The following is a 25076-nucleotide window of genomic DNA, read 5'->3' as shown; positions in this document are numbered from 1 at the left end:
CTCACCATCTTATCAATGTTTCTTTATTATACTACTTCTCCTATTTTTTACGAATAGATAAGTATGATTGATCTTTATTTTTTTCTTGTCGGGAGCATTCTCGCTTCTTTCTTAGGTTTGGTCATTGACCGTTTTCCTGAGCAATCCATTATTCGACCAGCTAGCCACTGCAATTCCTGTCAGACTCGCTTGCGTCCGCTAGATTTGATTCCTATCCTTTCGCAGGTCTTCAATCGCTTTCGCTGTCGCTACTGCAAGGCTCGCTATCCATTCTGGTATGCCCTCTTTGAACTCGGCTTAGGAATCCTCTTTCTAGCTTGGTCATGGGGCTGGATTTCCTTGGGTCAAGTCATCCTAATCACTGCTGGCTTGACCTTAGGCATCTACGACCTTCTCCATCAGGAATATCCCTTGCTGGTCTGGCTGACGTTTCACCTAATCCTCATGGCTTTCTGTGGCTGGAATCTGGTTATGGTCTTCTTCCTTGTCCTCGGAATCATGGCTCATTTTATTGATATCCGCATGGGCGCAGGAGATTTCCTCTTTCTAGCTTCTTGTGCTCTCATCTTTAGCGCGACAGAGTTGCTCATCTTGATCCAGTTTGCTTCTGTGGCAGGGATTTTAGCCTTTCTTTCGCAAAAGAAAAAGGAAAGACTTCCTTTTGTGCCTTTCCTCTTACTTGCTGCTTGCGTGATTATTTTTGGTAAGCTACTGCTTGTTTGATAAAGTCCTCAATTGGCTCTCCTTGGTGGAGAGCTTTTACAATTTTCGAACCGACGATAACACCATCTGACACCGCATTGAAGCGTTCTACGTCTTCTTGACTAGACACACCAAATCCTGTCAAGACTGGGATGTCAGCTACTTGATGCAATTGCGCCAGGTGCTTGTCCAAGTCTGCACGGTAATTTCCTGACTTCCCTGTCACCCCATTGATGGCAACAGCATAGACGAAGCCTTCTGCTCCCTTGATCAATTCTTTTTGTCGTTCAAGGCCTGTGGTCAAGCTAACTAGGGGAATCAAGGCCATGTCTGTATCTGCTAAAAATGGCTCTACAAAGTTGGCATGCTCATGAGGCAGGTCTGGGATAATCAAACCCTTAACGGCTGTATCTGCCAAATCTTTGACAAAGTTCTCAACACCATACTGAAAGAGGGGGTTGAAGTAGGTCATGATGACCAGTGGCACCTCAGTCTGAATGGTTTTCAAGGTTTCAACCAAAGCCTGGGTAGAAGTCCCATGAGCTAGACTGCGCAAACCTGCTTCTTCGATCACAGGTCCATCTGCAACAGGGTCTGAAAAGGGAATACCCACTTCAATAGCTGAAACACCCAAATCTTCTAAAAAGTGGATTGTTTCACCAAGACCATCTAATCCTTTCTCATGGTCTCCAGCCATGATATAGGGAACAAAAATTCCTTTTCCAGCTGCTTTGATAGCGTTCAATTTTTCTGTTAAAGTCTTAGGCATGGGCTTCTCCCTTCTTTGCTGCATCTACTTCCAAGCGGTCTTTGACTTGAACTACATCCTTGTCCCCACGACCGGATAGGCAGACAATCATTGACTTGTCTGGACCAAGTTCTTTGGCCAATTTCACTGCGAAAGCAATGGCATGGCTAGATTCCAAGGCTGGAATAATCCCTTCCACGCGAGACAAGAGTTGGAATCCTTCCAAGGCTTCCTCGTCCGTCACAGGAACATAGCTGGCACGTTTGATATCGTGGTAGTGAGAATGTTCTGGGCCAATACCAGGATAGTCCAAACCGGCTGAGATAGAAAAGGCTTCTAAGATTTGTCCATGTGCATCTTGGAGCACATCCATAAGCGAACCGTGGAGAACACCTGGACGACCCTTGATCAAGGTAGCTGCGTGGTGCTCCGTATCCACACCTAGTCCTGCTGCTTCAGCCCCATACATAGCTACAGACTCATCTTCTACAAATGGATGGAAGAGACCGATAGCATTAGAACCACCACCAACACAGGCTACTAGGGCATCTGGCAAATCTTGACCTGTCAAGTCACGGTACTGTTGTTTAGCTTCTCGACCAATCACACTTTGGAAATCACGAACGATTTCTGGGAATGGATGAGGTCCCAAGGCAGAACCAAGGATATAGTGGGTATCGTCGATATTAGCCACCCATGAACGAAGGGCTGCATTGACTGCGTCCTTGAGCACACGCGAACCATCTGTCACTGCCTCAACTTTGGCTCCCAAAAGCTCCATACGGAAGACATTAAGGGCTTGGCGTTTGACATCTTCCTCACCCATGTAAATGGTACATTCCATGTTAAAGAGAGCCGCAGCCGTTGCAGTTGCCACACCGTGCTGACCAGCACCTGTTTCAGCGATAATCTTCTTTTTGCCCATACGTTTAGCCAGAAGAACCTGTCCCAAGGCATTGTTAATCTTGTGGGCCCCTGTATGGTTGAGGTCTTCCCGCTTGAGATAAATCTTAGCTCCACCGATATGCTGGGTCAAGTTTTTTGCGTAGTAAAGAGGAGTTTCACGTCCTACGTACTGACGTAAGAGTTGGTTTAATTCCTCTTGGAAACTTGGATCTGCCTGACTTTCACGGTAGGCCTTCTCCAACTCCAAAACTGCTGTCATCAATGTTTCTGGGACAAAACGTCCGCCGAATTTTCCGTAAAATCCATCTTTATTTGGTTCTTGATATGCCATGCTTTACCCTCTCTATAAATCTTCTAATCTTTTCATGGTCTTTTTGTCCATCCGTCTCCACTCCACTTGATACATCTACTGCATAGGGAGTAAAATGTTGAATTGCTTTTACTACATTATCTTCATTAAGTCCACCTGCGATAAAGAAGGGCTGAGCTAGTCCCGTCGTATCTAATTGCCCCCAGTCAAAAGTCTGACCACTCCCGGCCACAGGGGCATCAAAGAGTAGATAATCTGCCCGAGAATTGGGCACATGCCCATCTCCATCCACCTGCACCGCCTGAATGCTGGCACAAGGCAGATCCTCAAACAAATCATCCGCTACCTGACCATGAACCTGCACCAAGTCCAAGCCAACCTTTTCAATCGCTTCTAGCAGTTCTGCCCGACTTGGTGAAACAAATACGCCAACCTTTTTAACATTAGCAGAAATGAGCTTTGCCAGCTCAGCAGCCTGTTCCAAGGTCACTTGTCTTTTACTAGGAGCGAAGACAAAACCGATGTAGTCGGCCCCTGCTGATACGGCTGTCTCTACCGCTTCTTTGGTCGACAGTCCACAAATTTTAACCTTTGTCAATCTGCAACTCCTTGATTCTCTGGGCTACATCTTCTGCCTGCATAAGAGCCGTTCCCACCAAAATTCCGTTAAAGTATGGTGCAACACGTATCGCATCCTGCCCTGTGAAAATGGCAGATTCAGAAATGTAATAGCGACCTTCCTCAAAGTGCTGGGCCAAGTCTACACTAGTCTGCAAATCGACTGTAAAGGTGGTCAAGTTGCGGTTGTTAACCCCAATAATCTCAGCACCCAGTCTGTGGGCCACCTCTAGTTCAGCAAGATTGTGAGTCTCCACCAAGACTTCCAAACCAAGCTCTGTCGCGTAGTCATACAGTTCCTTGAGGCGTTCTTCTGACAAGGCTGCCACGATGAGCAAGATGACTGTCGCCCCTGCATTCCGAGCTCGGATGATTTGCTTTTCATCGATGATAAAGTCCTTGTTGAGTGTCGGAATCTGTACCTGACTAGAAATCTCTCGTAGATAATCCAAATGCCCTTTAAAGAAAACCTCATCTGTTAAAACAGAAATCATCACTGCGCCATTCTCTTCATAAGTCTGGGCCTGTTGCACAATATCCACATCTAGATTGATATCTCCCAGACTAGGGCTAGCTTTCTTGACCTCAGCGATGACCTGCAAACGGTCCCGGTGATTCTTCAAAAATTCTGCCAAGCGATAGGTCTGGCGCAAGGGCTGGATTTCCTCCAGCTCCATCTGCTCAACCTCACGCGCCTTCTGCTCTAAAATTCGTGCTAAAAATTCCTGACTCATTTTTGGTACTCCTGTAACAGTCTGAGTTTTTCAAGGGCTTTGCCACTAGCAATCACTTGACGAGCCAGGGCAACTCCTTCCTTGATACTAGCTACCTTACCATTAGCATAGAAACCAAGACCAGCATTTAGAACTGTCGTTTCCAAGAATGGACTTGGTTCGTTTTGAAGAACGCTGAGCAAAATTTCTGCATTTTCCTGAGCATTGCCTCCACGGATATCTTCGATAGCGTAGCGTTCCATCCCCAAATCTTCTGGAGTGAAACTTGACAAGGTGATTTCGCCATTTTCAAGAAGAGCAATCTTGGTTGTCCCGTTCAAGCCAGCTTCATCCAAGCCTTCTGGTCCAGCAACTACGATGGCACGTTTGCGACCCATATTTTTCAAAACCTGAGCTGTACTTTCTAGCAGTTCTGGACGACTAATACCAAGCAACTGTGTTTCCAAGGCCATTGGGTGAATCAGTGGACCAGTCAAGTTCATAATCGTTGGAATTCCCAACTCCAAACGAGCTGGCATGATGTATTTCATTGCTGGGTGCATATTTTTAGCGAAGAGAAAGACGATTCCAGTTTTATCGAAAACCTTACCTAGTTCAGCTGGTTTAAGGTCAAGATTGATGCCTAATGCTTGAAGGACATCTGCCGAACCCGATTTAGAAGAAATCGAACGGTTACCGTGCTTGGCCATATGAATGCCGCCACCAGCCAAGACAAAGGCTGCAGTTGTCGAAATGTTAAAGCTGAAGGACTTGTCCCCACCTGTACCACAGTTGTCCATAGCGTCATGAATCTCAGTTGGAATATGTTGGGCATGGCCTCTCATGACTTGTGCAATGGCTGTGCGTTCTTCCGGTGTTTCCCCCTTCATCTTAAGAGCCAAGAGAAGAGAAGCAATCTGCGCTTCGGTTACACGTCCAGTAACAATACGTTCAATGACATCCGTCATTTCCACACCTGATAAATTTTCAAATTTTGCTAATTTTTCAATAATCTCTTTCATCCTATTTTCCTCACTTTACAACCTTCTCGATAAAATTCCGAATAGAATACAAGCCATCTGGCGTTCCGATACTTTCTGGATGATACTGGAAACCATAAATTGGAAGGGATTTGTGTTGAATTCCCATAATAGCTTGGTCATCAGTCGAACGAGCTGTCACTTCAAAGTCTTCAGGCATTTCTTCAATCAAAATACTGTGGTAACGCATGACCGCACGGCCATCCTCAATGCCTTGATAGAGAACAGATGGCGCTTCAAAACTGATATTGCTCTGTTTTCCATGCATGACTTTTGGTGCCAAACCTAGCTTACCACCAAAGACTTCTGCAATGGCTTGGTGGCCCAAACAAATCCCTAGAATTGGCTTCTTGCCTGCAAAGTCACGAATCATGTCTTCCATCTTTCCAGCATCAACTGGCCAACCAGGACCAGGAGAAAAGACCAGACCATCTGCTTTTTCAGCTTCTTCATACAGCTTGGGATCATCATTTCTCAAGACCTGCACTTCTGCAAAATTCCCAATGTACTGCGCCAAGTTATAGGTAAAAGAATCATAGTTGTCAATCAATAAAATCATGGTCTTAGTTCTCCAATTCTAGTCATAGATTTAGCCTTGTTAATGGTTTCTTGGTATTCGTTTTGGGCGATGGAGTCGTAGACAATCCCTGCCCCAGCCTGTACATAGGCTGTTTGATTTTTGAGAATCATTGTTCGGATGGCGATAGCGAAATCCATATCACCCGTCGCAGACAAGTAGCCGATTGCTCCTGCGTATACGCCTCGTTTTTCCGTCTCCAGTTCATAGATCCGTCTCATGGCCCGAATCTTTGGTGCTCCTGAAACTGTTCCAGCTGGAAGTGTAGCTTTCAAGGCATCCATGGCAGTGAGTTCTGGAAGCAAACGCCCTTTCACCACGCTGGTCAAATGCATAACATAGCGGAAGAGCTCCACTTCCATATACTTGGTGACTTGAACACTTGCCGTTTCAGAGATGCGACCGATATCATTACGTCCCAAATCTACTAACATCCGATGTTCTGCTGTTTCCTTCTCATCAGAAAGGAGGTCTGTCGCCAAGGCCTTGTCCTCTTCATCCGTAGCCCCTCTTGGTCGCGTACCTGCAATCGGATTGGTTGTCACGATGCCATTTTTGACAGAAACCAAACTTTCAGGACTGGCACCGATAATTTGATAATCCCCAAAGTCGTAGAAATAGAGGTAATTAGAAGGATTAGTCACGCGGAGATTTCTGTAGAAGTCAAATGGATTTCCAGTAACCTCTGCTGAGAAACGCTGGCCGAGCACACATTGGAACATATCACCATTACGAATCAAGTCACGAGCGGTTTCGACCATTTGCTCAAACTTATGAGGAGCGATATGCGGTTTGAAGTCCAGCGGAGATAAATCCAAGTCTTCAAATTCATTTGAAGCAGGGATGCGTAATTCCTCAAGCACTTGGTTCAAGGCTTTTTCCAAATCCTCTTGACTGCGATCGCTATATAGAGCATCCTCAATGACATGGATTTTTTCCTTCTTATGGTCAAAGACCATATAACTCTCATAGACAAAGAAATGCATGTCTGGCGTCCCAATGGTATCCTCAGGGATTTGGCAAATTTCTTCATAAAGAGAAATCATATCGTAACCGACAAAGCCAATAGCTCCCCCACCAAAAGGGAGGTCTGAATGGTGCTGGCTCTTATGAGTCACATCATAAAGGAAATCCAAAGGATCCCGATCAATCACTTGCCCATTTTGATAGAGGACTCCATTTTCAAACTGAATCTCAAAAACAGGATTATAGGCTAGGATAGAAAAACGAGCGGTTTCCTTGTCTCTCGGAATACTCTCTAGGATAACCTTGTGTTGCCCCTTTAGGCGCATATAAGCCAAGATTGGTGATAAGACATCTCCATGAATGATTCGTTCCATTGTAATTTCCCTTTCAGTTCTACTTCTAGTCCGTGGCGATTGTATGAAAAATCCCCACGCAAAATAACTTGCGTGAGGACGAAATTCGCGGTGCCACCTCAATTATAGGATTTCTCCTATCTCTCATTCCTGTCTCAGAAAACTCCTGTAACAGGCTGTGCGATAAAGGGCACTCCCTTGAGAATTATGTTTTCTTCTCTCGTTTCAGATGGACCCAACCTTACAGCTTTCTCTGCTTGTTTCCAGCAATCACAAGCTCTCTGGGAAAGAAAGTACTGTAATTTTTCCATCTCTTATTTTTTAGCTTCCAGGTAGTCTGCAATAGCAGATACGTCCTTGTCTCCACGACCAGAGACATTGATGATGATAATCTCATCCTTACTTAGTTTCGGTGCACGTTTAACCGCTTCTGCGATGGCGTGCGAACTTTCAATCGCTGGGATAATTCCTTCTGTCTTGCTTAATAAAAGCAAGGCTTGAACGGCTTCTTCATCTGTCGCTGCCACGTATTCTACGCGGCCAGAATCTTTGAAGTAGGCGTGTTCTGGACCAACCCCTGGATAGTCCAAACCAGCTGAGATAGAGTAAACTGGCGCCAGCTCTCCGTCTTCCTTAAAGACTGCATAGGTCTTCATACCATCGACAATTCCGACACTACCTTTTGTCATAGTGGCTGCATGCTTGTCTGTGTCAAGTCCATGCCCAGCAGCTTCGACCCCAACCAATTTGACTTCTTCATCAGCCACATACTGTGAAAAAGCACCGATGGCATTAGAACCACCACCTACACAGGCAATGACGTAGTCTGGCAAACGTCCTTCTTTTTCCAAGATTTGACGACGTGATTCTTCACTGATGACCTTTTGGAATTCATGAACGATGGTAGGATAAGGATGAGGCCCTACAGCAGATCCCAAAACGTAGAAGGCTTCAAGGTCATTCATCCATGCTCCAAAGGCTGCATCAACCGCATCCTTAAGAGTTCGTGTCCCCGTTTCAACTGCGTGAACAGTCGCTCCCATCATCTCCATGCGGAAGACATTGAGTCGTTGACGCTCCACATCTTCTGCACCCATGTAGACATCACAAGCCATACCAAACTTGGCTGCAGCAGCTGCTGTCGCAACACCGTGCTGACCAGCTCCTGTTTCTGCGATCACTCGTTTTTTGCCCATACGTTTGGCAAGAAGGATTTGACCTAGAACGTTGTTGAGCTTGTGAGAACCAAGGTGGTTAAGATCTTCGCGCTTGAGATATATCTTAGCGCCACCTAAGTGATCTGTCAAACTTTCCGCAAAATAAAGCGGTGTTTCGCGACCTGAATAATCCTTCAAGTAATGGCGAAATTCTGCCAAAAACTCTGGATCATCCTTGTACTTGTCAAATGTCACTTCCAACTCATCCAACAAAGCCTGAATCGGCTCCGGTACAAAACTACCACCAAATTGTCCAAAATATCCTTTAGTTGTCATAAAAATTTCCTCTTTCCATATTAATCCGGCCTTTTTGTTTGCTTTTAGTAGTAGGCAAGGAGCTGCAGATAGAACTCAAGTTCATCAAAGCGACTTAACGCCCTAATAAAAGATAAACAAAATGACGGATAGAAAAAAGCCCACACACAGAATCTACTTCTGTGTGAGGGCGTTGGTAACGCGGTGCCACCTCAATTATAAAGGGACTATTCCCCTTTACATCTCTGCCTTGTCTAACAACAAGTTGCACTGTAAGGTGTGCGCACCGAATTTTCATTGTTTCAAATTCATTTTTAAAATCAGCCCACTTTCACTACTTCCAACCACCTGTTCACAATCACCACAGGCTCCCTGAAGATCAAAAATAGTTACTTTTCCGATTTGTTGAGAATATTATATGCTATTGTCCGCTTTTTGTCAAGATTTTTTTTATGATTATTTTCCAGAATCGAGGATTTCTTCGGAAATTCTCACCAAAATCTTAACGATATAGTCGACTTCATCATCGCTTAATTTAGTGTGAAGAGGGAGGGTAATTTCATTTTCAAAGAAGGCATAGGCTCTTGGATAATCTGCCATATCAAAACCAAGATTCTTATAGGCTGTCAAGAGCGGAAGCGGTTTATAGTGTACATTACTTGCAATTCCTGCTTTGGCCAATTCTTGGATGATGAGGTTGCGTTCTTCTAAACTTGCTCCTTCTACATGAGTGATGTAGAGGTGGCGTGAAGATTCGACACTATCAGTCTTGTGTGCCAGTGGGTGAATACGAGTGCCCGCAAAACCACGATCATAGCGGTCCACGATGTCCTTACGACGTTCTAGCAAACCTGGGTAACGGTCCAATTGTACCAAACCAAGTGACGCCATGATATCGGTCATATTGCACTTGTAGGCTGGTGTGACGATATCGTACTCCCATGAACCCAATTGCATTTTGGCAAGAGCGTCTTTAGTTTGCCCGTGAAGGGAAAGAATTTGGAATTCCTTGTACATTTCTTCGTCATCAATCGCTGGATTGGCTTTCCAAGTCGCACTTCCTCCCTCAGCCGTTGTAAAGTTCTTAACGGCATGGAACGAGAAGGAAGTAAAGTCAGCGATCGAACCAGCTGGTTGCCCTTTGTAAGTAGATCCTAAAGCATGGGCACTATCAGAGACAATCACGATACGGTTAAAGGTCTTTTGCCACTTACTAGTAGCTGTAAAGAGGTCCCGTTTCTTCTCCACAACTTGGAACAAACGGTCATAGTCGCACACAATCCCTGCAAGCTCTACTGGGATGATAACCTTAGTTTTCTCAGTGATAGCTTGCTCAAGCAAGTCATAGTCCATCTCAAAAGTATCTGCTTGGATATCCACCATGACAGGTGTTGCTCCTACGTGAGTGATAACACTACATGAAGCTGTATAGGTCATAGCTGGAACGATGACTTCATCACCTGGTCCCACTTCCAAAACACGTAAAATCAACTCAAGGGCGGCAGTCGCAGAGTTGAGGCAGACAGTCTTAGGTGTCTGTGTGTATTGAGACAAGCGACGCTCCAGTTCTTTTGTCTTCGGACCTGTTGTGATCCAACCAGAACGCAGGGTATCTGCTACTTCAGCAATTTCAGCTTCGGTAATATCGGGAGGTGAAAATGGAATATTGTAATTTGGCATTGATTTGCTCCTTTTATCTGTACTCATTTTCTCATGACTACTTTATTTTAGTACTTCAAACACGGTTTGAAACATGATTTTGATGTCTCCAAGGAAACTAAACTCTCGGAGATAGGCGAGATTATAGCGCATCTTTTCAGGAAGGACATGTTCGACATAGGCCTGGTCAACCGACAGACCTTTCTCTGTCATCTGACTGATGATGGTGTCCTCATCCTTGTAGTTGATACTGGCTGGAGAGGTGATTCCTGCTGGCAAGAGCAAGGTCGCCATCATTTCAGGACTATACTGCTCTGTGTAACGTGGCACTTCAGGACGGGTCCCTACAAAGGACATTTCGCCTTTAAGGACATTGACCAGCTGAGGTAGTTCGTCCAAACGCACACGGCGGATGAAATTTCCAACCTTGGTAATGCGACTATCGTTAGCAGAAGTCACCAGACTTCCTTTTTTATCCGCATCCGTTACCATAGTACGGAACTTCCAAATCTTGAACCGACGATTATACTGGGTCACGCGCTCTTGCTTGTAAATGACAGGTCCCTTGCTATCCAACTTGATCCAAATGCTCAAGACAAGAAAGACGGGAGAGGTCAAAAGTAGCAAAAACAGGGCCAGAACCCAGTCCAGGCAACGCTTGAAAACCAGCGAACCTTTCCTTTTAGAGACAAGCTGGTAGTAAGACTTAACCTCGCTTGATTGCATTTCCACGGGTAAGTCTTCCCATTTCAGCATGCTGTTTCTCCTTTGTTTTTATTATACTATTTGTCAACATTTTTCATTATACCACAAAATAGAAAAGGCGGTGCAAGAAATCTGTGATTTAGAGGAATTCTTCTTTATGACATGGCCCCTGCCTGTAAGCTATACATCTTGTGATAGGTTCCTTCCAAGGCCAAGAGTTCCTCATGGGTGCCACTCTCGATGATGCGCCCCTTGTCCAAAACATAGATACAGTTGGCATCTTGGATGGTTGAAAGGCGATGGGCGATGGCTATGGTCGTCCGTCCTTTTCTCATTTTAGCCAGAGAATCCTGAACCAGACTTTCTGTCTCCGAGTCAATATTGGCTGTCGCTTCATCCAAAATCAGGATTTTAGGCTGACTAGCAACTGTTCTGGCAAAGGCAAGAAGCTGGCGCTGTCCAGTAGAAAAGCTCGAACCACGCTCGGAAACAGGAGCATCATAGCCCTGCGGAAGGTCTTGAATAAAGGAATCTGCATCGACAAAAGTAGCTGCAGCCTGGACCTCTTCATCACTAAGATCTTGGTACATGGCGATATTGGACTTGATGGTCCCATGATAGAGAAAGGGATCCTGCAAGACCAGCCCGATATTTTTTCTCAACTCTTCCTGACTGTAGTTCCTGATATCCACACCATCCAAGAGAACGCGGCCTGACTGAAATTCGTAAAAGCGCATGAGGACATTGATAATCGAAGATTTCCCCGAACCTGTATGACCCACAAAGGCAATGGTTTCACCCTTGTTAACAGAAAAGGAAATGTCATCCAGAATCGGGTGTTTGCCATCATATGAGAAACACACATGTTCAAAACGAATATTACCTTCTGTAATCTTTGCTTGCCCATCTTTTTGAAGAGGCTCATAGGTCGTTTCGTCAATCAAGGCAAAGACACGGCCTGCAGACACCATGGACGTTTGAAGGGTTGAAAAGTTTTGCGTCACCTCAATCAGGGGATCAAAAAGACGGTTGATGTACTGGATAAAGGCATACATGGTTCCGGCCGTTATCCCGATAGAAAGACCACGATAGCCAAAGTAGGCCATCAAGACTGCATAACCTAGCAGTTTCAGCAAACTCATGGCAGGTCTCAAAAAGAGGGCATCCAAGGCTACAGATCGGTTGGCATAGACCAAGTGTTCTTGATTGATTTCATCAAATTCTGCTTGCAGGCGCTTCTCTTGATTAAAGGCCTGGATAATCCTGATTCCCTCGATATTCTCTGCCAGCTTACTATTGATATCCGACAAGAGACTTCTGGTTTTTTCGATGATTTTCACTGACTTTTTCCGATAGAGATTGACCAAAAGGAAAATCAAGGGAAGAAAGAGCAGGACTAAAGCTGTCAAACGAAAATCCAGCACCAACATGGTATACAGAGTCGTCAGAAAGATGAAAACTGCTGAAATAAAGCTGGATAAAATTCCCGAAAACATATCACTGATGGTCTCAGTATCATTGGTCAAACGAGAGACGATGGAACCTGCTGGCGTCTTGTCAAAATAAGACATGCCCAGTTTCTCCATATTGGCAAAGGCATCGCGACGAATATCTCTGACAATACTGTAGGACACCCTCGCAAAGAGAAGATTGCCAACATACTGGACCAGAGTTTGCAGGATATAGAGGCCATAGTAGGCTAATAAAACTGTAATAGCAAACTGATTGAGATTGCTGAGGTACTGGTCGATAAAGTGGGAAGCTACAAGGGGAATGACACTTTTAATGACCGTCGTCGCAAGGAGAAAACTGAGTGCCAAAAATGTCAGGAGGCCATAGGGCTTGAGATAAGACATCAAGCGCTTCAATACAGCCCATTGTTCTTGCTTATTCTGCATCTTCTTCTCCTTTCATTTCCAACTGCTGAGACTGGTAGGTTTGGGCATACCAGCCATCTAGAGCTAGCAGGTCTTCGTGCGTACCTCGTTCGATAATCTGTCCATTTTGCAGAACTAAAATCAAATCTGCATGGACAACCGCACTGAGACGATGTGCTGTAATAATGGTTGTCTTATCCTTCCGCGTCTCCTTGAGATTGTCGATGATCGCATACTCTGTCTTGGCATCCACGGCTGACAAGGAATCATCTAGAATTAAGATATCAGGATCTAGAATCATAGCTCGACTCATGGCTAGGCGCTGCTTTTGCCCACCTGAAAGACTGACTCCTTTTTCACCGATCAGCGTATCAAATCCCTGAGGCATATCCACAATGTCTTGATATACTTGAGCCAGTTTAGTTGCTTTCTCGACTGCTGAAAGAGGCAAGTTAGGATTGCCAAAGCGGATATTGTCTAAAATTGAAGCCGCAAAGAGAAACTGATCCTGAGGAACATAGCCCATGAGACTACGAAGGTCTGTCAGACGATAGTTCCGAATATCGTGACCGTTTAGATAAATAGCTCCCTTATCCACATCGTATTCACGCAAGAGGAGCTTAATCAAGGACGTTTTCCCAGAGCCTGTCTGTCCGACCAAGCCCAAGGTTTGTCCTTTTTCCAGACTAAAGTGAACATCCGTCAGTGTTTCCTCATTTTCAAAGGCAAAGCTGTCAATGGCGTACTCCAAACGTCCATTTTCGATACCGTCCAGAGGAAATTCAGGGTCTTTTACAGGTGATTCCTGAGACAAAAGATCCTCAATCCGCTGATAGGACACCTTCCCTCGCTGAGTAATATTAAAGAGGAAACCAATAGCCATAAGAGGCCAAACCAACATATCTAAGTAGCTGATAAAGGTAACCAGATTCCCAACCGTGATTTGCCCTTTCTGAACCATCAAAGAGCCGACCAAGAGGGTTAAAACATAGGACGAACCAACAAACAAGAGAACCATGGGGTCAAAGAGACTATCGTATTTCATGGTTTGCAGGTTCTTTTGGAAGGTCAATTCATTTACTGCTTGAAAGGACTTCAACTCGTCCGCCTGATAACCGAAAGACTTGGTCACCTTGATACCTGATACAGACTCCTGCACCTTGTTATTAAGTTCGGAAAAGGCTGCCTGTGACTCGCCAAAGGCCTTGTGGGTCTTTCTCCCTAGACGACTAGTCGCATAAGCCATGAAAGGCAGGGGAAGAATAGCAACAAGAGTCATTTGCCAAGAAATGCTAAAGAGCATGGTCAGCAAGGTCACTAAAGCCGTGATAGAGGCATCCACGGCAGACATAACACCGCCTCCTGCCAGACGAGTCAAGGCATTGATATCGTTGGTTGCATGCGCCATCAGGTCCCCCGTCCGATAGGTCTGATAAAAGGCTGGAGACATTTTTGTAAAATGCTCAAACAAGCGAGACCGCATAATCTGCCCCAAACGGTAGGAAGTTCCAAGGATATACATACGCCAAACATAGCGCAGATAGTACATCCCCAAGGCCGCAAGAAGCAAGTAAAATAGGTCAAAAAGGAGGTCCTGCTGGGTTAATTTCCCCGATGTGATGGCATCGATGACCCGCCCCATAACCATAGGGGGAATAAGATTGAGGACGGAAACCAAGATCAGGGCCACAATCCCGACTAAATAACGGTGTTTTTCTAACTTGAAAAACCACCAAAGTTTTTGAATAATGGACATAAAATCCCTTTCTGATTGCAAATTGAAACCTGAGGCCAAGACCCCAGGTTTTTCTTATTCATAGGTTACGACTGAGACGACACCCTTGTCATACTCAGCGATAAAGATATTGGCTACATTGTCATGCCCTTGTTTGCTGAGGTTATCAAGCAACCACTCTTCGCTACGACCAATCGATTCCAAAACATCTACTTGGATCACACCGTCAGTCACAACTGGATACTTAGGATTTTCATCCCCCATTTGGACCACGATGAGTTGGCCATTTTGCTCCTGCACAGCGCATTTGACCTGTTTCATCTGGAAAATCCCTTGGCTACGAAGTTTGAGAGCAACTTCTGCTGCAGACAAACCAACTGAACGACAGGCTTCTGGGTCAATCTGCCCATTTTTGATAAGGAGAGTTGGTTTTCCATCAATCAAGCGTTTGACAAAACGAACATTGTTATTGAGCCACTTGAGGGTCAAGACCAAAATCGTCCACATCATCAAAATCACTGCATACTGGAGAATGCTGATAGAACTATTGTAAATCACCCCACCGATGATACCACCAAGAACATAGTTCTGAATTTGGTCTGTCGCAGAGTTAGGTGCTAGGTTCCCCTTTCCTGTCACATTGATAACAAAAACAAGCGAGAAGAGCCCCAAGGCCAGTTTGATTAAAATTTCCATATAATTGAGTGTCATTTGTTTACCTCCACCAATTCAATAGCGTCTGTTTGATGCAATTCTAATTTCTCTAAAAGATACTTGTCTGGTTGGCTCCCGTTCATGGCGCGGTAGAAATTTGGACCTACCTTGACAAGCGCTCCATCAGTGGCTGCAGAAGTATTGACATAAACTTCTGATTTATCCACTCCCAAGTCTTTGGAAACAACCTCTATGAAATGAAGGGAGGTTTGAAATTGGTTGTTAGAGGCTTGATTGGTCTGGTATTTTGAGATTGTCACCAAAAGCATGGCCACCAAGGTCAAGGCCAAAATCATGACCAATTCCCGAAACTTAGTCCCCTTTTTATCTCGATAGGCTTTAAAAGCAAAAAATCCTGTGATAGCTAGGAGAACAATTCCAAAGCCAATCATGATGCCATTTTGCTGACTGATTTGGCTAAGTACATAGTCATATGAGTAAAATTTCATTTATTTTCACTCCCTTTCATAAAATCATTCTTAATTATAAACGAAAGAGAGTGATTTTTCAAGCCATACGTTGGGGAAATAGACCTTTTTTTGGTATAATAAAATCTATAATCTGAATGAAAAAGGTAACTTTATGAAACTTATCTCATGGAATATTGATTCCCTAAACGCTGCCCTCACTAGTGACTCAGCTCGTGCCAAATTGTCCCAAGAAGTACTACAAACCTTGGTCGCCGAAAATGCTGATATCATCGCTATCCAAGAAACCAAGCTTTCTGCCAAGGGGCCTACAAAGAAACACTTGGAAATTTTAGAGGAACTCTTCCCAGGCTACGCAAACACGTGGCGCTCTTCACAAGAACCTGCCCGGAAAGGCTATGCTGGAACCATGTTCCTCTATAAGAAAGAACTCTCACCCACTGTCACTTTCCCAGAAATCGGTGCCCCTTCTACCATGGACTTGGAAGGTCGTATCATCACTCTAGAATTTGATAAATTTTTCGTTACCCAAGTTTACACACCAAATGCTGGAGATGGACTCAAACGCTTGGAAGAACGTCAAGTCTGGGATGTCAAATATGCTGAGTATTTAGCGGAGTTGGACAAACAAAAACCAGTCCTTGCAACCGGTGACTACAACGTAGCCCACAATGAAATCGACCTTGCAAATCCTGCTAGCAACCGCCGTTCACCTGGATTTACCGACGAGGAACGTGCTGGATTTACCAACCTTTTGGCAACTGGATTTACGGATACCTTCCGCCACATTCACGGCGATGCTCCAGAACGCTACACTTGGTGGGCACAACGCAGCAAGACTTCTAAAATCAATAATACAGGCTGGAGAATCGACTACTGGCTCACCAGCAACCGCGTGGCTGACAAGGTAACCAAGTCTGACATGATTGACTCGGGTGCGCGTCAAGACCATACGCCGATTGTATTGGAAATTGAACTCTAAGGAGAAAGCTAATGGACTATCAAGCTGTCATTCCTGAATTTGTAGTATCTGACCTCGAAAAGTCACGCCACTTCTACTGCGACTTGCTGGGATTTTCTGTCGAATACGAGCGTCCAGAGGAGAAATTTCTCTTCCTCTCGCTTGAAGACTGCCAACTTATGCTAGAAGAAGGCAGCACAGAAGAATTAGCCCAACTAACCTATCCTTTCGGGCGCGGTGTCAATATTTCCTTTGGCATTGAAGATGTCCCTCAGCTCCACCAAAAACTGCTGGAAGCTGACTATCCTATCCATCGTCCGCTGACCAAAAGAGAATTTCGTGTTGGAGATCATTATATCTATCCTCACGAATTTGCAGTCTTGGATCCAGATGGCTATTTTTTAAGATTTAGCGAATAGAAGAATAAAAGGCTACAATACTTTCTAGCCTTGTAGCCTTTTATTCGTTCGCTTTTATGATCTATTTGCTAACAAAACATTTGATTTATAAAGCTAATTGGTGTAAAATATAAACATTGGCAGCAGCCTGTTTAAAATTGAATATCATTTTACTTGTTTATGTCGTGAATTGGCACGACGTTTCTACAAGGTGCCGGAACACCTAACAATGAGTATGTCAGCTGAAGGTATGGTTTTGGCCATACCTATTTTGAGGACTTACTTAGGGGATTAAGTAGGTCCTTTTTCTATTACATAGTAGAAACTCTAGACAAGCAAATGAAGCATCTTTTAGACTTTAGGAGGTCTTATGAAATTATTAGAAGAGCGCATCCTCGAGGATGGGCATATCTTGGGTGATAATATCCTCAAGGTGGATTCCTTTCTAACCCACCAAGTTGACTTTAGCTTGATGCGAGAGATTGGTAAGGTATTTGCGGACAAATTCGCTGCTGCTGGCATTACCAAGGTTGTAACGATTGAAGCGTCAGGCATTGCACCAGCTATTTTTACAGCTGAAGCCTTAAACGTTCCCATGATTTTCGCCAAGAAAGCTAAAAACATCACCATGAACGAAGGTATCTTAACCGCCCAAGTCTACTCCTTTACCAAGCAGGTGACCAGCACCGTTTCTATCGCTGGAAAATTCCTCTCACCAGAGGACAAGGTCTTGATTATCGATGATTTCCTTGCTAATGGCCAAGCTGCCAAAGGCTTGATCCAAATCATCGAACAAGCTGGAGCAAAAGTTGAAGCGATTGGTATTGTTATCGAAAAATCCTTCCAGGATGGTCGTGATTTGCTCGAGAAAGCTGGCTATCCAGTCCTATCACTGGCTCGCTTGGATCGTTTCGAAAATGGTCAGGTCGTATTTAAGGAGGCAGATCTCTAATGCAAAAACAAGAAAAACACTCGCAAGCAGCCGTTCTTGGCTTGCAGCACTTACTAGCCATGTACTCAGGTTCTATCCTGGTTCCTATCATGATTGCGACAGCTCTTGGCTATTCAGCTGAGCAGTTGACCTACCTAATCTCCACAGATATCTTCATGTGTGGGGTGGCCACCTTCCTTCAACTCCAACTCAACAAATACTTTGGGATTGGACTACCAGTCGTTCTCGGGGTTGCCTTCCAGTCGGTTGCTCCTTTGATTATGATTGGGCAAAGCCACGGTAGCGGTGCTATGTTTGGTGCCCTTATCGTTTCAGGGATTTATGTGGTTCTGATTTCAGGCATTTTCTCAAAAGTAGCCAATCTTTTCCCATCTATCGTAACGGGCTCTGTCATTACTACGATTGGTTTAACCTTAATTCCTGTCGCTATCGGAAATATGGGAAATAATGTCCCAGAGCCAACTGGTCAAAGTCTCTTGCTTGCAGCCATCACTGTTCTAATTATCCTCTTGATCAACATCTTTACCAAAGGATTTATCAAGTCTATCTCTATTTTGATTGGTCTAGTTGTTGGTACCGCCATTGCTGCTACCATGGGCTTGGTTGATTTCTCCCCTGTTGCAGCAGCACCACTTGTCCATGTCCCAACTCCACTCTACTTTGGAATGCCAACCTTTGAAATCTCCTCTATTGTCATGATGTGTATCATCGCAACGGTTTCTATGGTTGAGTCGACTGGTGTTTACCTAGCCTTGTCTGATATCACCAATGACCCAATCGACAGCACGCGCCTGCGCAACGGTTACCGTGCAGAAGGTCTGGCCGTACTTCTCGGAGGAATCTTTAACACCTTCCCTTACACAGGATTTTCACAAAACGTTGGGTTGGTTAAATTGTCAGGTATCAAGACCCGTCTGCCAATCTACTACGCAGCTGGTTTCCTTGTCCTCCTTGGACTCCTTCCTAAGTTTGGAGCCCTAGCTCAAATCATTCCGAGCCCTGTTCTTGGAGGGGCCATGCTGGTGATGTTTGGTTTTGTTTCCCTTCAAGGGATGCAAATCCTCGCCCGTGTTGACTTTGCTAACAATGAACACAACTTCCTTATCGCAGCTGTCTCCATCGCTGCAGGTGTCGGACTCAACAATAGTAATCTCTTTGTCAGCATGCCAACAGCCTTCCAAATGTTCTTCTCAAACGGAATTGTCGTAGCCAGCTTACTAGCCATTGTTCTCAATGCAGTATTAAACAGGAAGAAGAAATAAGAAAAAGAGGTGTGAGCCTCTTTTTTGTTTATCTATATCCTTACCTGTCTGTCTTCTGACCGCTGGCCTGTGACAAACATGGTAAAGGTTGCTTTGCAGACATTTCTGCCTTCTTGATTGGTGATATCCACATCCACGACACAGGTTGTGCGTCCATGATGGACACATTCTCCTTTAATGGTCAACACGTCGTCGAGTTTTCCTGCCTTGAGGTAGTTGATAGAGGACTGGAGCGTCACTCCATCAAGCCCCAGCGAGATAACCACCAAACCACTAATCTGGTCACAAAGGGTGAAGAGATAGCCACCATGGGCATTGCTATAGTAGTTGAGCGACGAGTCCACCACTTTGGTCGTCACCACAACATGACCATCTCTCATTTTTTCAATTTCGTAATTTTCAAAGGCAGATATAGCATCAAAATGAAAATCTTTCATCGTTTCCTCCTGATAGTTCAAACGACACTATGATACTACTTTTTATAGGACTGTGCAAGGAGAAAGCTCCTAGTCTGGCAAAATTCCGACCTGTTCCACAAAGCGCATAAAGGCTGTCTGTCCTTGCTCCGTCTGCTTGTAAACTCCTGCATCCTCTAGAACGCGCGCAAAGATGGCACCCACAGAGTCCTTGACGATTTCAAGGGCTTTTTCTTTATCTGTTAGGTCTGGATGTTGGACTTTGAGTTGGTCTGCCCATTCCTGATGATAGTCTGCAACTGCTTCATCATCTCCTACAAGATAGCTTGCAACTTGCTCCACTTCTGCTTTCAAACGAGGTGGTAAGATAGCCAAGCCCATGACCTCAATCAAGCCGATATTTTCCTTCTTGATATGTTGGACATCCTTGTGGGGATGATAGATGCCATCTGGATGCTCTGCCGAAGTCTGATTGTCCCGCAAGACCAAGTCCAATTCAAACTGTCCATCACGCTTACGCGCAATCGGTGTGATAGTGTGATGCGGTCTCCCGTCTGTCTCTGCTAAAATCTGCACTTCAGAATCTGAATACTGGCGCCATTCCTGCAAAATCTTATCAGCCAAGTTGATCAAATTCTCTTTGGAATCCGAAGTCAAACGAAGCACTGACATAGGCCACTTGACAATCCCAGCCTTGACCTGTTCAAAACCAGCAAATCGGAAAGTCTTTTGCAAGGGAGCCAATTCCATAGGAAATACGTGACGGCCTCCCTGATAGTGGTCATGGGTGAGAATAGAGCCTCCCACGATTGGCAGGTCGGCATTCGAACCTGCAAAATAGCCTGGAAACTGCTCTACAATCGCCAGCAGACGCTCAAAGCTCTGACGGCTGATAGCCATGGGACGGTGCTGGCCGTCTAAGAAAATACAGTGCTCATTAAAATAAGCATAGGGCGAATACTGGAAGCCCCACTCCTGCCCAGCCATTTCAAAACGGATAATACGGTGGTTGCTTCGAGCTGGGTGGTTGACCCGACCATGGTAGCCCTCATTCTCTAGACAAAGCTGACACTGAGGATAATTGCTAGCTTGCACCAACTTGGCTGCTGCAATCTCTTTTGGATCCTTTTCAGGCTTAGAGAGATTGATGGTAATCTCTAGTTCACCGTAGTCAGACGGAACACGATAAGCAATATTCTTTGCGATAGCCTTTAGTTTGATGTAGTCATTTTTCTGACTGAGTTGGTAGAAGTCTGCAATTGCCTGCTCTGGTGACTGGGCATAGGTTGTCCAAAAGTCACGATTAACCTGGCTCGGACACGGCGTTACCAAGTCCATGAGGTCAGCACCGAGAATTTCGCGCGCAGCCAGACTATCTTCAATCGTTTCCATGCAAACGGCTTCCTCAACAAGCTGGTCCTTGAGGTCAATCAATTTATCCATATCAGTCTCAACTTCCAAAACTCCTTCGCCCACCCGTGCTAAGACACGATTGGTCAGGTAGATGCGATCCATTTCCTCAAATGAACTTTCAGCAATAACGTGTGTTACAAATTTATCTACTAAGGTCACGATAGAGCCTCCTTTTAACTAGTCAAGGACGCGAGTGCCACCTGCAACTTCAGCGATATAGAAGCTTGGAGCATATCCAACGACTTCCTCGTAGTGCTTGCCTACAGCTTCCTTAAAGGCCTCAACAGCATCTTTTTGCACCAAGGCAATGGCACAGCCACCAAAACCAGCTCCTGTCATACGAGCACCGAGAACACCTTCTTGTACCCAAGCTGCGTGAACAAGGGTATCCAATTCCAAGCCAGTTACTTCATAGTCATGTTCTAGAGAAACGTGAGAAGCATTCATCAAACGACCAAAGGTTTCCAAATCACCTGCCTGAAGAGCTGCTTGCGCTTTGAGGGTACGTTGGTTTTCAAGCACAGCATGACGAGCACGTTTCAAGCGATTTTCATCTTTAATCAGATAGCTGTATTGGTCAAAGGCCCACTCATCCAATTCACCCAAGGTCTGAATATCCAAGGCAACTTGCAATTCTTCCACAGCTTTTTCACACTCAGCACGGCGTTCATTGTACTTAGAGTCCGCCAGTTCACGACGTTTGTTGGTGTTCATGATAACAACGACATTGTCCTTCAAATCAAGTGGCACCAAGTCGTATTCTAACGTATTGGTATCTAGGTAAATGGCACGTTGGTCTGCCCCCATACCGATGGCAAATTGGTCCATGATACCAGAGTTGACTCCGATAAAGTAATTTTCTGTTTGTTTTCCGATTTTAACCAAATCCAAACGGTCTAGTTTTAAACCAAAGAGATGCTCTGCCACGACCCCTGTCAAAAGTTCCAAAGATGCTGATGAAGACAAGCCTGCACCATTTGGGATATTCCCAAAGACATAGAAATCAAACCCTTTGTCAATAACATGGCCAGCTTCCTGCAAGAAATGGAGGACCCCTTTTGGATAATTGGTCCAGCTGTGCTCTTTTTCAAATTTGAGGTCAGCAAGAGGAACTTCAATGATACCTTTGTCCTCAAAGTTGGCTGAGTAGAAACGCAAAACTTGGTCGTCACGTTTGCGAGCCACCCCATAAGTTCCCAAGGAAATAGCTGCTGGGAAAACATGTCCACCATTGTAATCCGTGTGTTCACCAATCAAATTGATACGACCTGGTGAAAAGAAAGTTTGGTCTGCTTCTTGACCAAAAACGGCAAGAAAGTCTTTGCGAAGGGCTTCAGTAGTAAGATCTTGTGTCATATAAATTCTCCTTTGACTGTCCGTTAAGTCACCTTAACGTGTAATCGTTTTCTTCTATTGTATCCAAGGGATTTACCAAGGTCAATCCTTTTTACTAAACTTTTACTAAACTATCAGTAAAAAGCAGAAAAATATGATATACTAACCTAAAAGGAGGAGGATTTATGGCTACCTTAAAAGACATTGCACAGCTAGCCTCTGTCTCTATCGCGACCGTATCTCGTGTCCTCAATCGCGACCAGAGTCTATCTGTTACAGAAGAAACCAGACACCGTATTTTAACTGTCGCTGAAGAGCTGGGCTATACTAAGCACCTCAAGACAGGCGAATCCCACAAACCCAAGCAAAAGATTGCCATTATCCAATGGGTCAGCGAACAAGGGGAGCTTGATGATCTTTACTATTATCAGATTCGTCTCGGTATTGAAAAAAGAGCCCAAGAGTTGGACTATGACATCTTGCGCTATTTTAATGACCATCCTTTTACATTAAGTGAGGAAGTGATTGGCATTCTCTGCATCGGAAAGTTCAGCCGAGCTCAGATTGCTGCATTTGAAGAATACCAAAAACCCTTGGTCTTTCTAGACAGTGATACCCTCTCACTAGGTCATACCTGTATTATCACTGACTTTTACACTGCTGTGAAACAAGTTGTAGACCATTTCCTCGGTCAGGGACTGGATCGGATTAGCATTCTAACAGGCCTTGAGGAAACAACCGACCAGGAAGAAATTATTCAGGATAAGCGGCTAGAAAATTTCAAAGATATTACCCAAGCAAAAGGAATCTACCATGAAGAACTGGTCTTTCAGGGAAGCTTTACTGCCCAGTCTGGCTATGACTTGATGAAGGAGGCCATTCACAAGCTAGGAGAACAACTCCCACCAGCCTTTTTCGCAGCTAGCGATAGTTTAGCCATCGGCGCCCTCCGTGCCCTCCAAGAAGCTGGAATCAGCCTACCAGACCGCGTCAGCCTCATTTCTTTTAACGACACTAGCCTGACCAAGCAGGTCTATCCCCCCCTCTCCAGTATCACTGTCTATACCGAGGAAATGGGCCGAGCAGGGATGGATATTCTTAACAAAGAAGTACTCCACGGTCGCAAAATCCCCAGCCTAACCATGCTGGGAACCAGACTGACCTTGAGGGAAAGTACAAGGAATGAATAGGATAACAAAACGACCTCTAGCGAGGTCGTTTTTCTAATGATGATGCCCATGCTTCTGCTCTAATTCTCTCACCCTCCGCTTATGTTGCGCATGATTGCTTTGACTGCTATCCACTTCAATAGTGATATTCTGCACGCCTCTTTCTTCTAAACATTGACGCACCACTTCTTTGGTCTCCATCATCTGTTCCCAATCCCAGATACAAATGTGGACAACAGCATTGTTCTCTAAACCGTCCATGGACCAAATGCTAAGTTGGTTGACACTTTTGACATTGAGTAGAGCCTCTAAATCTTTCTCCAAATCACTTGTCTCGACCCCTTCTGGCACAGCATCTAGGAAAATTTTTAGCGCGCTCCAAAAGCGAGGAATGGCTTTCGATAGAATAAAGATAGAAATAACTAGAGACAAAAGCGGATCAAGGATATACCAGTCTGTATACCGAAGGATAATCGCCATTAGAATGACAGCCAACCAACCAAGAGTGTCTTCCAAAAAATGCAAGCTAAGAATTGACTCGTTCTTTGTCTTTCCTTTACGAACTACCAAACTTGCTAGCACATTAATAGCCACTGCAATGATTCCCAGCCAGAGGATCCCTTCCTCATTAACGGGTTGTGGGTGAACGATCTTTGTGACATTTTCCAAAATCACTAGGACAGACCCTATCATAAGAATCACAGCAGTTAGCATAGCCCCTAAAAGGCTGAAACGCTTGTAACCCAAGGTGTACTGCCTATCTTCTTCACGATTGGAGATCGTTTCTAGGAGGGCTGATATGCCAATGGCTATAGCATCCCCCAAGTCATGAACTGAATCAGCAAGAACTGCACTTGAACCAAAGATTCCTCCTGCGATAAACTCGACTATCGCATAGCTTAAATTTAAGAAAAAAGCTAACCAGATAGATGTTTTAGAACTCATTTCTCTCCCTCCTTTGGTATAATGGGTATATACATACTTCTTTCATTTGTATTATCTAATAAAATCCAAAGAAAGGATAGAAGCAAACTGTCAGTCCTGTTCAGTTCTGAACAGTTTGTCTCAAGTGTCTATATGCCAAAAAAAGACCGTCGAGTCAGCAAGACTAAAAAAGCCATCTATCAAGCTTTTTTACAACTTTTGAACGACAAAGGCTATGATGCCACTACTGTCCAGGATATCATTGACTTGGCAGATGTTGGGCGCTCGACCTTTTACTGTCACTACGAGAGCAAGGAACTGCTTTTAGATGAACTCTGTCGCTACCTCTTTCATCATCTCTTTGAAAGGGAAGAACACTTAACTACCGAGGACTACCTCGCACATATCTTTTTACATTTTCAGAAAAACCAGGACCATGTCACTAGTCTTCTTTTTTCAAAAAATGACTACTTTCTCCGCCAACTACACAAGGAACTTGAGCACCATGTTTACCCCATGGTAGCGGAGGATTTGCAAGTGGCCTATCCGAACATACCAGCCTCCTACCTCAAACATTTTGTAGTAACTAATTTTATCGAAACACTGACCTGGTGGCTAAAAAAAGGAAAATCTTATACAGAAGACCAAGTAGTGAGATTTTACTTAGATGTGATTGAGATGACTTCTACAAAATCACTCGAGATTTAATCCTGTTACGAAGAA

25 protein-coding genes, 1 riboswitch and 2 other annotated features are annotated in these 25076 nt (G+C 44.6%); of the genes, 7 read left to right on the top strand and 18 right to left on the bottom strand.

Annotated elements, in window-relative coordinates; all coding sequences use genetic code 11:
• Positions 1–63: 63 nt before the first annotated feature.
• A complete protein-coding gene (locus B7720_RS01030; protein ID WP_049501253.1) occupies positions 64–723 on the top strand; it encodes a prepilin peptidase in 660 nt (219 codons plus the stop codon).
• Here B7720_RS01030 and trpA read toward each other — a convergent pair.
• From trpA to B7720_RS00950, 14 genes are all read right to left on the bottom strand, one after another.
• Positions 695–1471, bottom strand: coding sequence for a tryptophan synthase subunit alpha (gene trpA, locus B7720_RS01025; protein ID WP_001127017.1), 777 nt, complete (start codon positions 1469–1471; stop codon positions 695–697). The genes B7720_RS01030 and trpA overlap by 29 nt on opposite strands.
• On the bottom strand, positions 1464–2687 hold the full coding sequence (gene trpB / locus B7720_RS01020) for a tryptophan synthase subunit beta (RefSeq protein WP_084856099.1): 1224 nt from the start codon (positions 2685–2687) through the stop codon (positions 1464–1466). The genes trpA and trpB (B7720_RS01020) overlap by 8 nt, the downstream gene beginning before the upstream one ends.
• On the bottom strand, positions 2665–3264 hold the full coding sequence (locus B7720_RS01015) for a phosphoribosylanthranilate isomerase (protein WP_084856097.1): 600 nt from the start codon (positions 3262–3264) through the stop codon (positions 2665–2667). The genes trpB (B7720_RS01020) and B7720_RS01015 overlap by 23 nt, the downstream gene beginning before the upstream one ends.
• Positions 3251–4018 (bottom strand): indole-3-glycerol phosphate synthase TrpC, encoded by a 768-nt coding sequence (gene trpC, locus B7720_RS01010; RefSeq protein WP_084856095.1) that lies wholly within the window; start codon positions 4016–4018, stop codon positions 3251–3253. The genes B7720_RS01015 and trpC overlap by 14 nt, the downstream gene beginning before the upstream one ends.
• Positions 4015–5019 carry an anthranilate phosphoribosyltransferase gene (gene trpD / locus B7720_RS01005; protein ID WP_000658690.1) on the bottom strand — a complete coding sequence of 335 codons (1005 nt, stop codon included), beginning with the start codon at positions 5017–5019 and terminating at the stop codon, positions 4015–4017. The genes trpC and trpD overlap by 4 nt, the downstream gene beginning before the upstream one ends.
• Before the next feature lie 10 nt (positions 5020–5029).
• Complete coding sequence (locus tag B7720_RS01000; protein WP_084856093.1) at positions 5030–5596, bottom strand: aminodeoxychorismate/anthranilate synthase component II; 567 nt, start codon at positions 5594–5596, stop codon at positions 5030–5032.
• Positions 5593–6954 carry an anthranilate synthase component I gene (gene trpE, locus B7720_RS00995; protein WP_084856092.1) on the bottom strand — a complete coding sequence of 454 codons (1362 nt, stop codon included), beginning with the start codon at positions 6952–6954 and terminating at the stop codon, positions 5593–5595. The genes B7720_RS01000 and trpE overlap by 4 nt, the downstream gene beginning before the upstream one ends.
• Positions 6955–7025: 71 nt before the next feature.
• Positions 7026–7251, bottom strand: a binding site (T-box leader).
• Entirely contained in the window at positions 7248–8426 is a 1179-nt protein-coding gene (gene trpB / locus B7720_RS00990) for a tryptophan synthase subunit beta (RefSeq protein WP_000208443.1), read from the bottom strand. It overlaps the preceding feature by 4 nt.
• 162 nt (positions 8427–8588) lie before the next feature.
• Positions 8589–8823: a binding site (T-box leader), on the bottom strand.
• Positions 8824–8861: 38 nt separating this feature from the next.
• Positions 8862–10085, bottom strand: a complete 1224-nt coding sequence (locus tag B7720_RS00980) for a DegT/DnrJ/EryC1/StrS family aminotransferase (RefSeq protein ID WP_162281760.1) — start codon at positions 10083–10085, stop codon at positions 8862–8864.
• Positions 10086–10127: 42 nt separating this feature from the next.
• Positions 10128–10820: a sugar transferase gene (locus tag B7720_RS00975; RefSeq protein WP_000922231.1), complete on the bottom strand. Its 693-nt coding sequence runs from the start codon at positions 10818–10820 to the stop codon at positions 10128–10130.
• A gap of 104 nt (positions 10821–10924) precedes the next feature.
• Positions 10925–12667 carry an ABC transporter ATP-binding protein gene (locus B7720_RS00965; protein WP_084856084.1) on the bottom strand — a complete coding sequence of 581 codons (1743 nt, stop codon included), beginning with the start codon at positions 12665–12667 and terminating at the stop codon, positions 10925–10927.
• Positions 12657–14402, bottom strand: coding sequence for an ABC transporter ATP-binding protein (locus tag B7720_RS00960; RefSeq protein ID WP_084856082.1), 1746 nt, complete (start codon positions 14400–14402; stop codon positions 12657–12659). The genes B7720_RS00965 and B7720_RS00960 overlap by 11 nt, the downstream gene beginning before the upstream one ends.
• A gap of 54 nt (positions 14403–14456) precedes the next feature.
• Positions 14457–15092: a DUF421 domain-containing protein gene (locus B7720_RS00955; RefSeq protein WP_084856080.1), complete on the bottom strand. Its 636-nt coding sequence runs from the start codon at positions 15090–15092 to the stop codon at positions 14457–14459.
• Entirely contained in the window at positions 15089–15544 is a 456-nt protein-coding gene (locus tag B7720_RS00950; RefSeq protein ID WP_000675331.1) for a DUF3290 family protein, read from the bottom strand. The genes B7720_RS00955 and B7720_RS00950 overlap by 4 nt, the downstream gene beginning before the upstream one ends.
• 133 nt (positions 15545–15677) lie before the next feature.
• On the opposite strand from B7720_RS00950, the gene B7720_RS00945 reads away from it, so the two are divergent.
• The 4 genes from B7720_RS00945 (at position 15678) to B7720_RS00930 (ending at position 19096) form a co-directional block, all read left to right on the top strand.
• Positions 15678–16505, top strand: coding sequence for an exodeoxyribonuclease III (locus B7720_RS00945; protein ID WP_084856077.1), 828 nt, complete (start codon positions 15678–15680; stop codon positions 16503–16505).
• 11 nt (positions 16506–16516) lie between these two features.
• Positions 16517–16903 (top strand): bleomycin resistance protein, encoded by a 387-nt coding sequence (locus tag B7720_RS00940; protein ID WP_000386232.1) that lies wholly within the window; start codon positions 16517–16519, stop codon positions 16901–16903.
• A 133-nt stretch (positions 16904–17036) separates the two neighbouring features.
• Positions 17037–17132: riboswitch (purine riboswitch) on the top strand.
• A 120-nt stretch (positions 17133–17252) separates the two neighbouring features.
• The gene (locus B7720_RS00935) at positions 17253–17834 is read left to right on the top strand and encodes a xanthine phosphoribosyltransferase (protein ID WP_084856075.1); all 582 of its coding nucleotides are present in this window, start codon (positions 17253–17255) and stop codon (positions 17832–17834) included.
• Positions 17834–19096 (top strand): nucleobase:cation symporter-2 family protein, encoded by a 1263-nt coding sequence (locus B7720_RS00930; RefSeq protein WP_001171650.1) that lies wholly within the window; start codon positions 17834–17836, stop codon positions 19094–19096. Before B7720_RS00935 ends, B7720_RS00930 begins: the two co-directional genes overlap by 1 nt.
• A 32-nt stretch (positions 19097–19128) precedes the next feature.
• Here B7720_RS00930 and B7720_RS00925 read toward each other — a convergent pair whose 3' ends face one another.
• From B7720_RS00925 to B7720_RS00915, 3 genes are all read right to left on the bottom strand, one after another.
• Positions 19129–19533: a PaaI family thioesterase gene (locus tag B7720_RS00925; protein WP_000651202.1), complete on the bottom strand. Its 405-nt coding sequence runs from the start codon at positions 19531–19533 to the stop codon at positions 19129–19131.
• Positions 19534–19602: 69 nt separating this feature from the next.
• Positions 19603–21084 (bottom strand): UDP-glucose--hexose-1-phosphate uridylyltransferase, encoded by a 1482-nt coding sequence (locus tag B7720_RS00920; RefSeq protein ID WP_084856072.1) that lies wholly within the window; start codon positions 21082–21084, stop codon positions 19603–19605.
• Between the two features lie 18 nt (positions 21085–21102).
• A complete protein-coding gene (locus B7720_RS00915; protein WP_070696127.1) occupies positions 21103–22281 on the bottom strand; it encodes a galactokinase in 1179 nt (392 codons plus the stop codon).
• 164 nt (positions 22282–22445) lie between these two features.
• Here B7720_RS00915 and galR point away from each other — a divergent pair, with 164 nt between their 5' ends.
• Positions 22446–23450 (top strand): DNA-binding transcriptional regulator GalR, encoded by a 1005-nt coding sequence (gene galR, locus B7720_RS00910; protein WP_084856071.1) that lies wholly within the window; start codon positions 22446–22448, stop codon positions 23448–23450.
• A gap of 33 nt (positions 23451–23483) precedes the next feature.
• Here the strand turns inward: galR and B7720_RS00905 are convergent, their stop codons facing one another.
• Positions 23484–24374: a cation diffusion facilitator family transporter gene (locus tag B7720_RS00905; RefSeq protein WP_084856068.1), complete on the bottom strand. Its 891-nt coding sequence runs from the start codon at positions 24372–24374 to the stop codon at positions 23484–23486.
• 132 nt (positions 24375–24506) lie between these two features.
• Here B7720_RS00905 and B7720_RS00900 point away from each other — a divergent pair, with 132 nt between their 5' ends.
• Positions 24507–25061: a TetR/AcrR family transcriptional regulator gene (locus B7720_RS00900; protein ID WP_084856066.1), complete on the top strand. Its 555-nt coding sequence runs from the start codon at positions 24507–24509 to the stop codon at positions 25059–25061.
• The last annotated feature ends 15 nt before the right edge of the window (positions 25062–25076 follow it).

This window comes from Streptococcus oralis subsp. oralis (assembly GCF_002096455.1).
Classification (GTDB): Bacteria; Bacillota; Bacilli; order Lactobacillales; family Streptococcaceae; genus Streptococcus; species Streptococcus oralis_CY.
This window is presented reverse-complemented; position numbering and strand designations above follow the sequence as displayed.

Coding starts and splice junctions, on each gene's coding strand:
- B7720_RS01030 (WP_049501253.1), top strand. CDS start 64: ATGATTGATCTTTATTTTTTTCTTGTCGGGAGCATTCTCGCTTCTTTC.
- trpA (WP_001127017.1), bottom strand. CDS start 1,471: ATGCCTAAGACTTTAACAGAAAAATTGAACGCTATCAAAGCAGCTGGA.
- trpB (WP_084856099.1), bottom strand. CDS start 2,687: ATGGCATATCAAGAACCAAATAAAGATGGATTTTACGGAAAATTCGGC.
- trpC (WP_084856095.1), bottom strand. CDS start 4,018: ATGAGTCAGGAATTTTTAGCACGAATTTTAGAGCAGAAGGCGCGTGAG.
- trpD (WP_000658690.1), bottom strand. CDS start 5,019: ATGAAAGAGATTATTGAAAAATTAGCAAAATTTGAAAATTTATCAGGT.
- B7720_RS01000 (WP_084856093.1), bottom strand. CDS start 5,596: ATGATTTTATTGATTGACAACTATGATTCTTTTACCTATAACTTGGCG.
- trpE (WP_084856092.1), bottom strand. CDS start 6,954: ATGGAACGAATCATTCATGGAGATGTCTTATCACCAATCTTGGCTTAT.
- trpB (WP_000208443.1), bottom strand. CDS start 8,426: ATGACAACTAAAGGATATTTTGGACAATTTGGTGGTAGTTTTGTACCG.
- B7720_RS00980 (WP_162281760.1), bottom strand. CDS start 10,085: ATGCCAAATTACAATATTCCATTTTCACCTCCCGATATTACCGAAGCT.
- B7720_RS00975 (WP_000922231.1), bottom strand. CDS start 10,820: ATGCTGAAATGGGAAGACTTACCCGTGGAAATGCAATCAAGCGAGGTT.
- B7720_RS00965 (WP_084856084.1), bottom strand. CDS start 12,667: ATGCAGAATAAGCAAGAACAATGGGCTGTATTGAAGCGCTTGATGTCT.
- B7720_RS00960 (WP_084856082.1), bottom strand. CDS start 14,402: ATGTCCATTATTCAAAAACTTTGGTGGTTTTTCAAGTTAGAAAAACAC.
- B7720_RS00955 (WP_084856080.1), bottom strand. CDS start 15,092: ATGACACTCAATTATATGGAAATTTTAATCAAACTGGCCTTGGGGCTC.
- B7720_RS00950 (WP_000675331.1), bottom strand. CDS start 15,544: ATGAAATTTTACTCATATGACTATGTACTTAGCCAAATCAGTCAGCAA.
- B7720_RS00945 (WP_084856077.1), top strand. CDS start 15,678: ATGAAACTTATCTCATGGAATATTGATTCCCTAAACGCTGCCCTCACT.
- B7720_RS00940 (WP_000386232.1), top strand. CDS start 16,517: ATGGACTATCAAGCTGTCATTCCTGAATTTGTAGTATCTGACCTCGAA.
- B7720_RS00935 (WP_084856075.1), top strand. CDS start 17,253: ATGAAATTATTAGAAGAGCGCATCCTCGAGGATGGGCATATCTTGGGT.
- B7720_RS00930 (WP_001171650.1), top strand. CDS start 17,834: ATGCAAAAACAAGAAAAACACTCGCAAGCAGCCGTTCTTGGCTTGCAG.
- B7720_RS00925 (WP_000651202.1), bottom strand. CDS start 19,533: ATGAAAGATTTTCATTTTGATGCTATATCTGCCTTTGAAAATTACGAA.
- B7720_RS00915 (WP_070696127.1), bottom strand. CDS start 22,281: ATGACACAAGATCTTACTACTGAAGCCCTTCGCAAAGACTTTCTTGCC.
- galR (WP_084856071.1), top strand. CDS start 22,446: ATGGCTACCTTAAAAGACATTGCACAGCTAGCCTCTGTCTCTATCGCG.
- B7720_RS00905 (WP_084856068.1), bottom strand. CDS start 24,374: ATGAGTTCTAAAACATCTATCTGGTTAGCTTTTTTCTTAAATTTAAGC.
- B7720_RS00900 (WP_084856066.1), top strand. CDS start 24,507: ATGCCAAAAAAAGACCGTCGAGTCAGCAAGACTAAAAAAGCCATCTAT.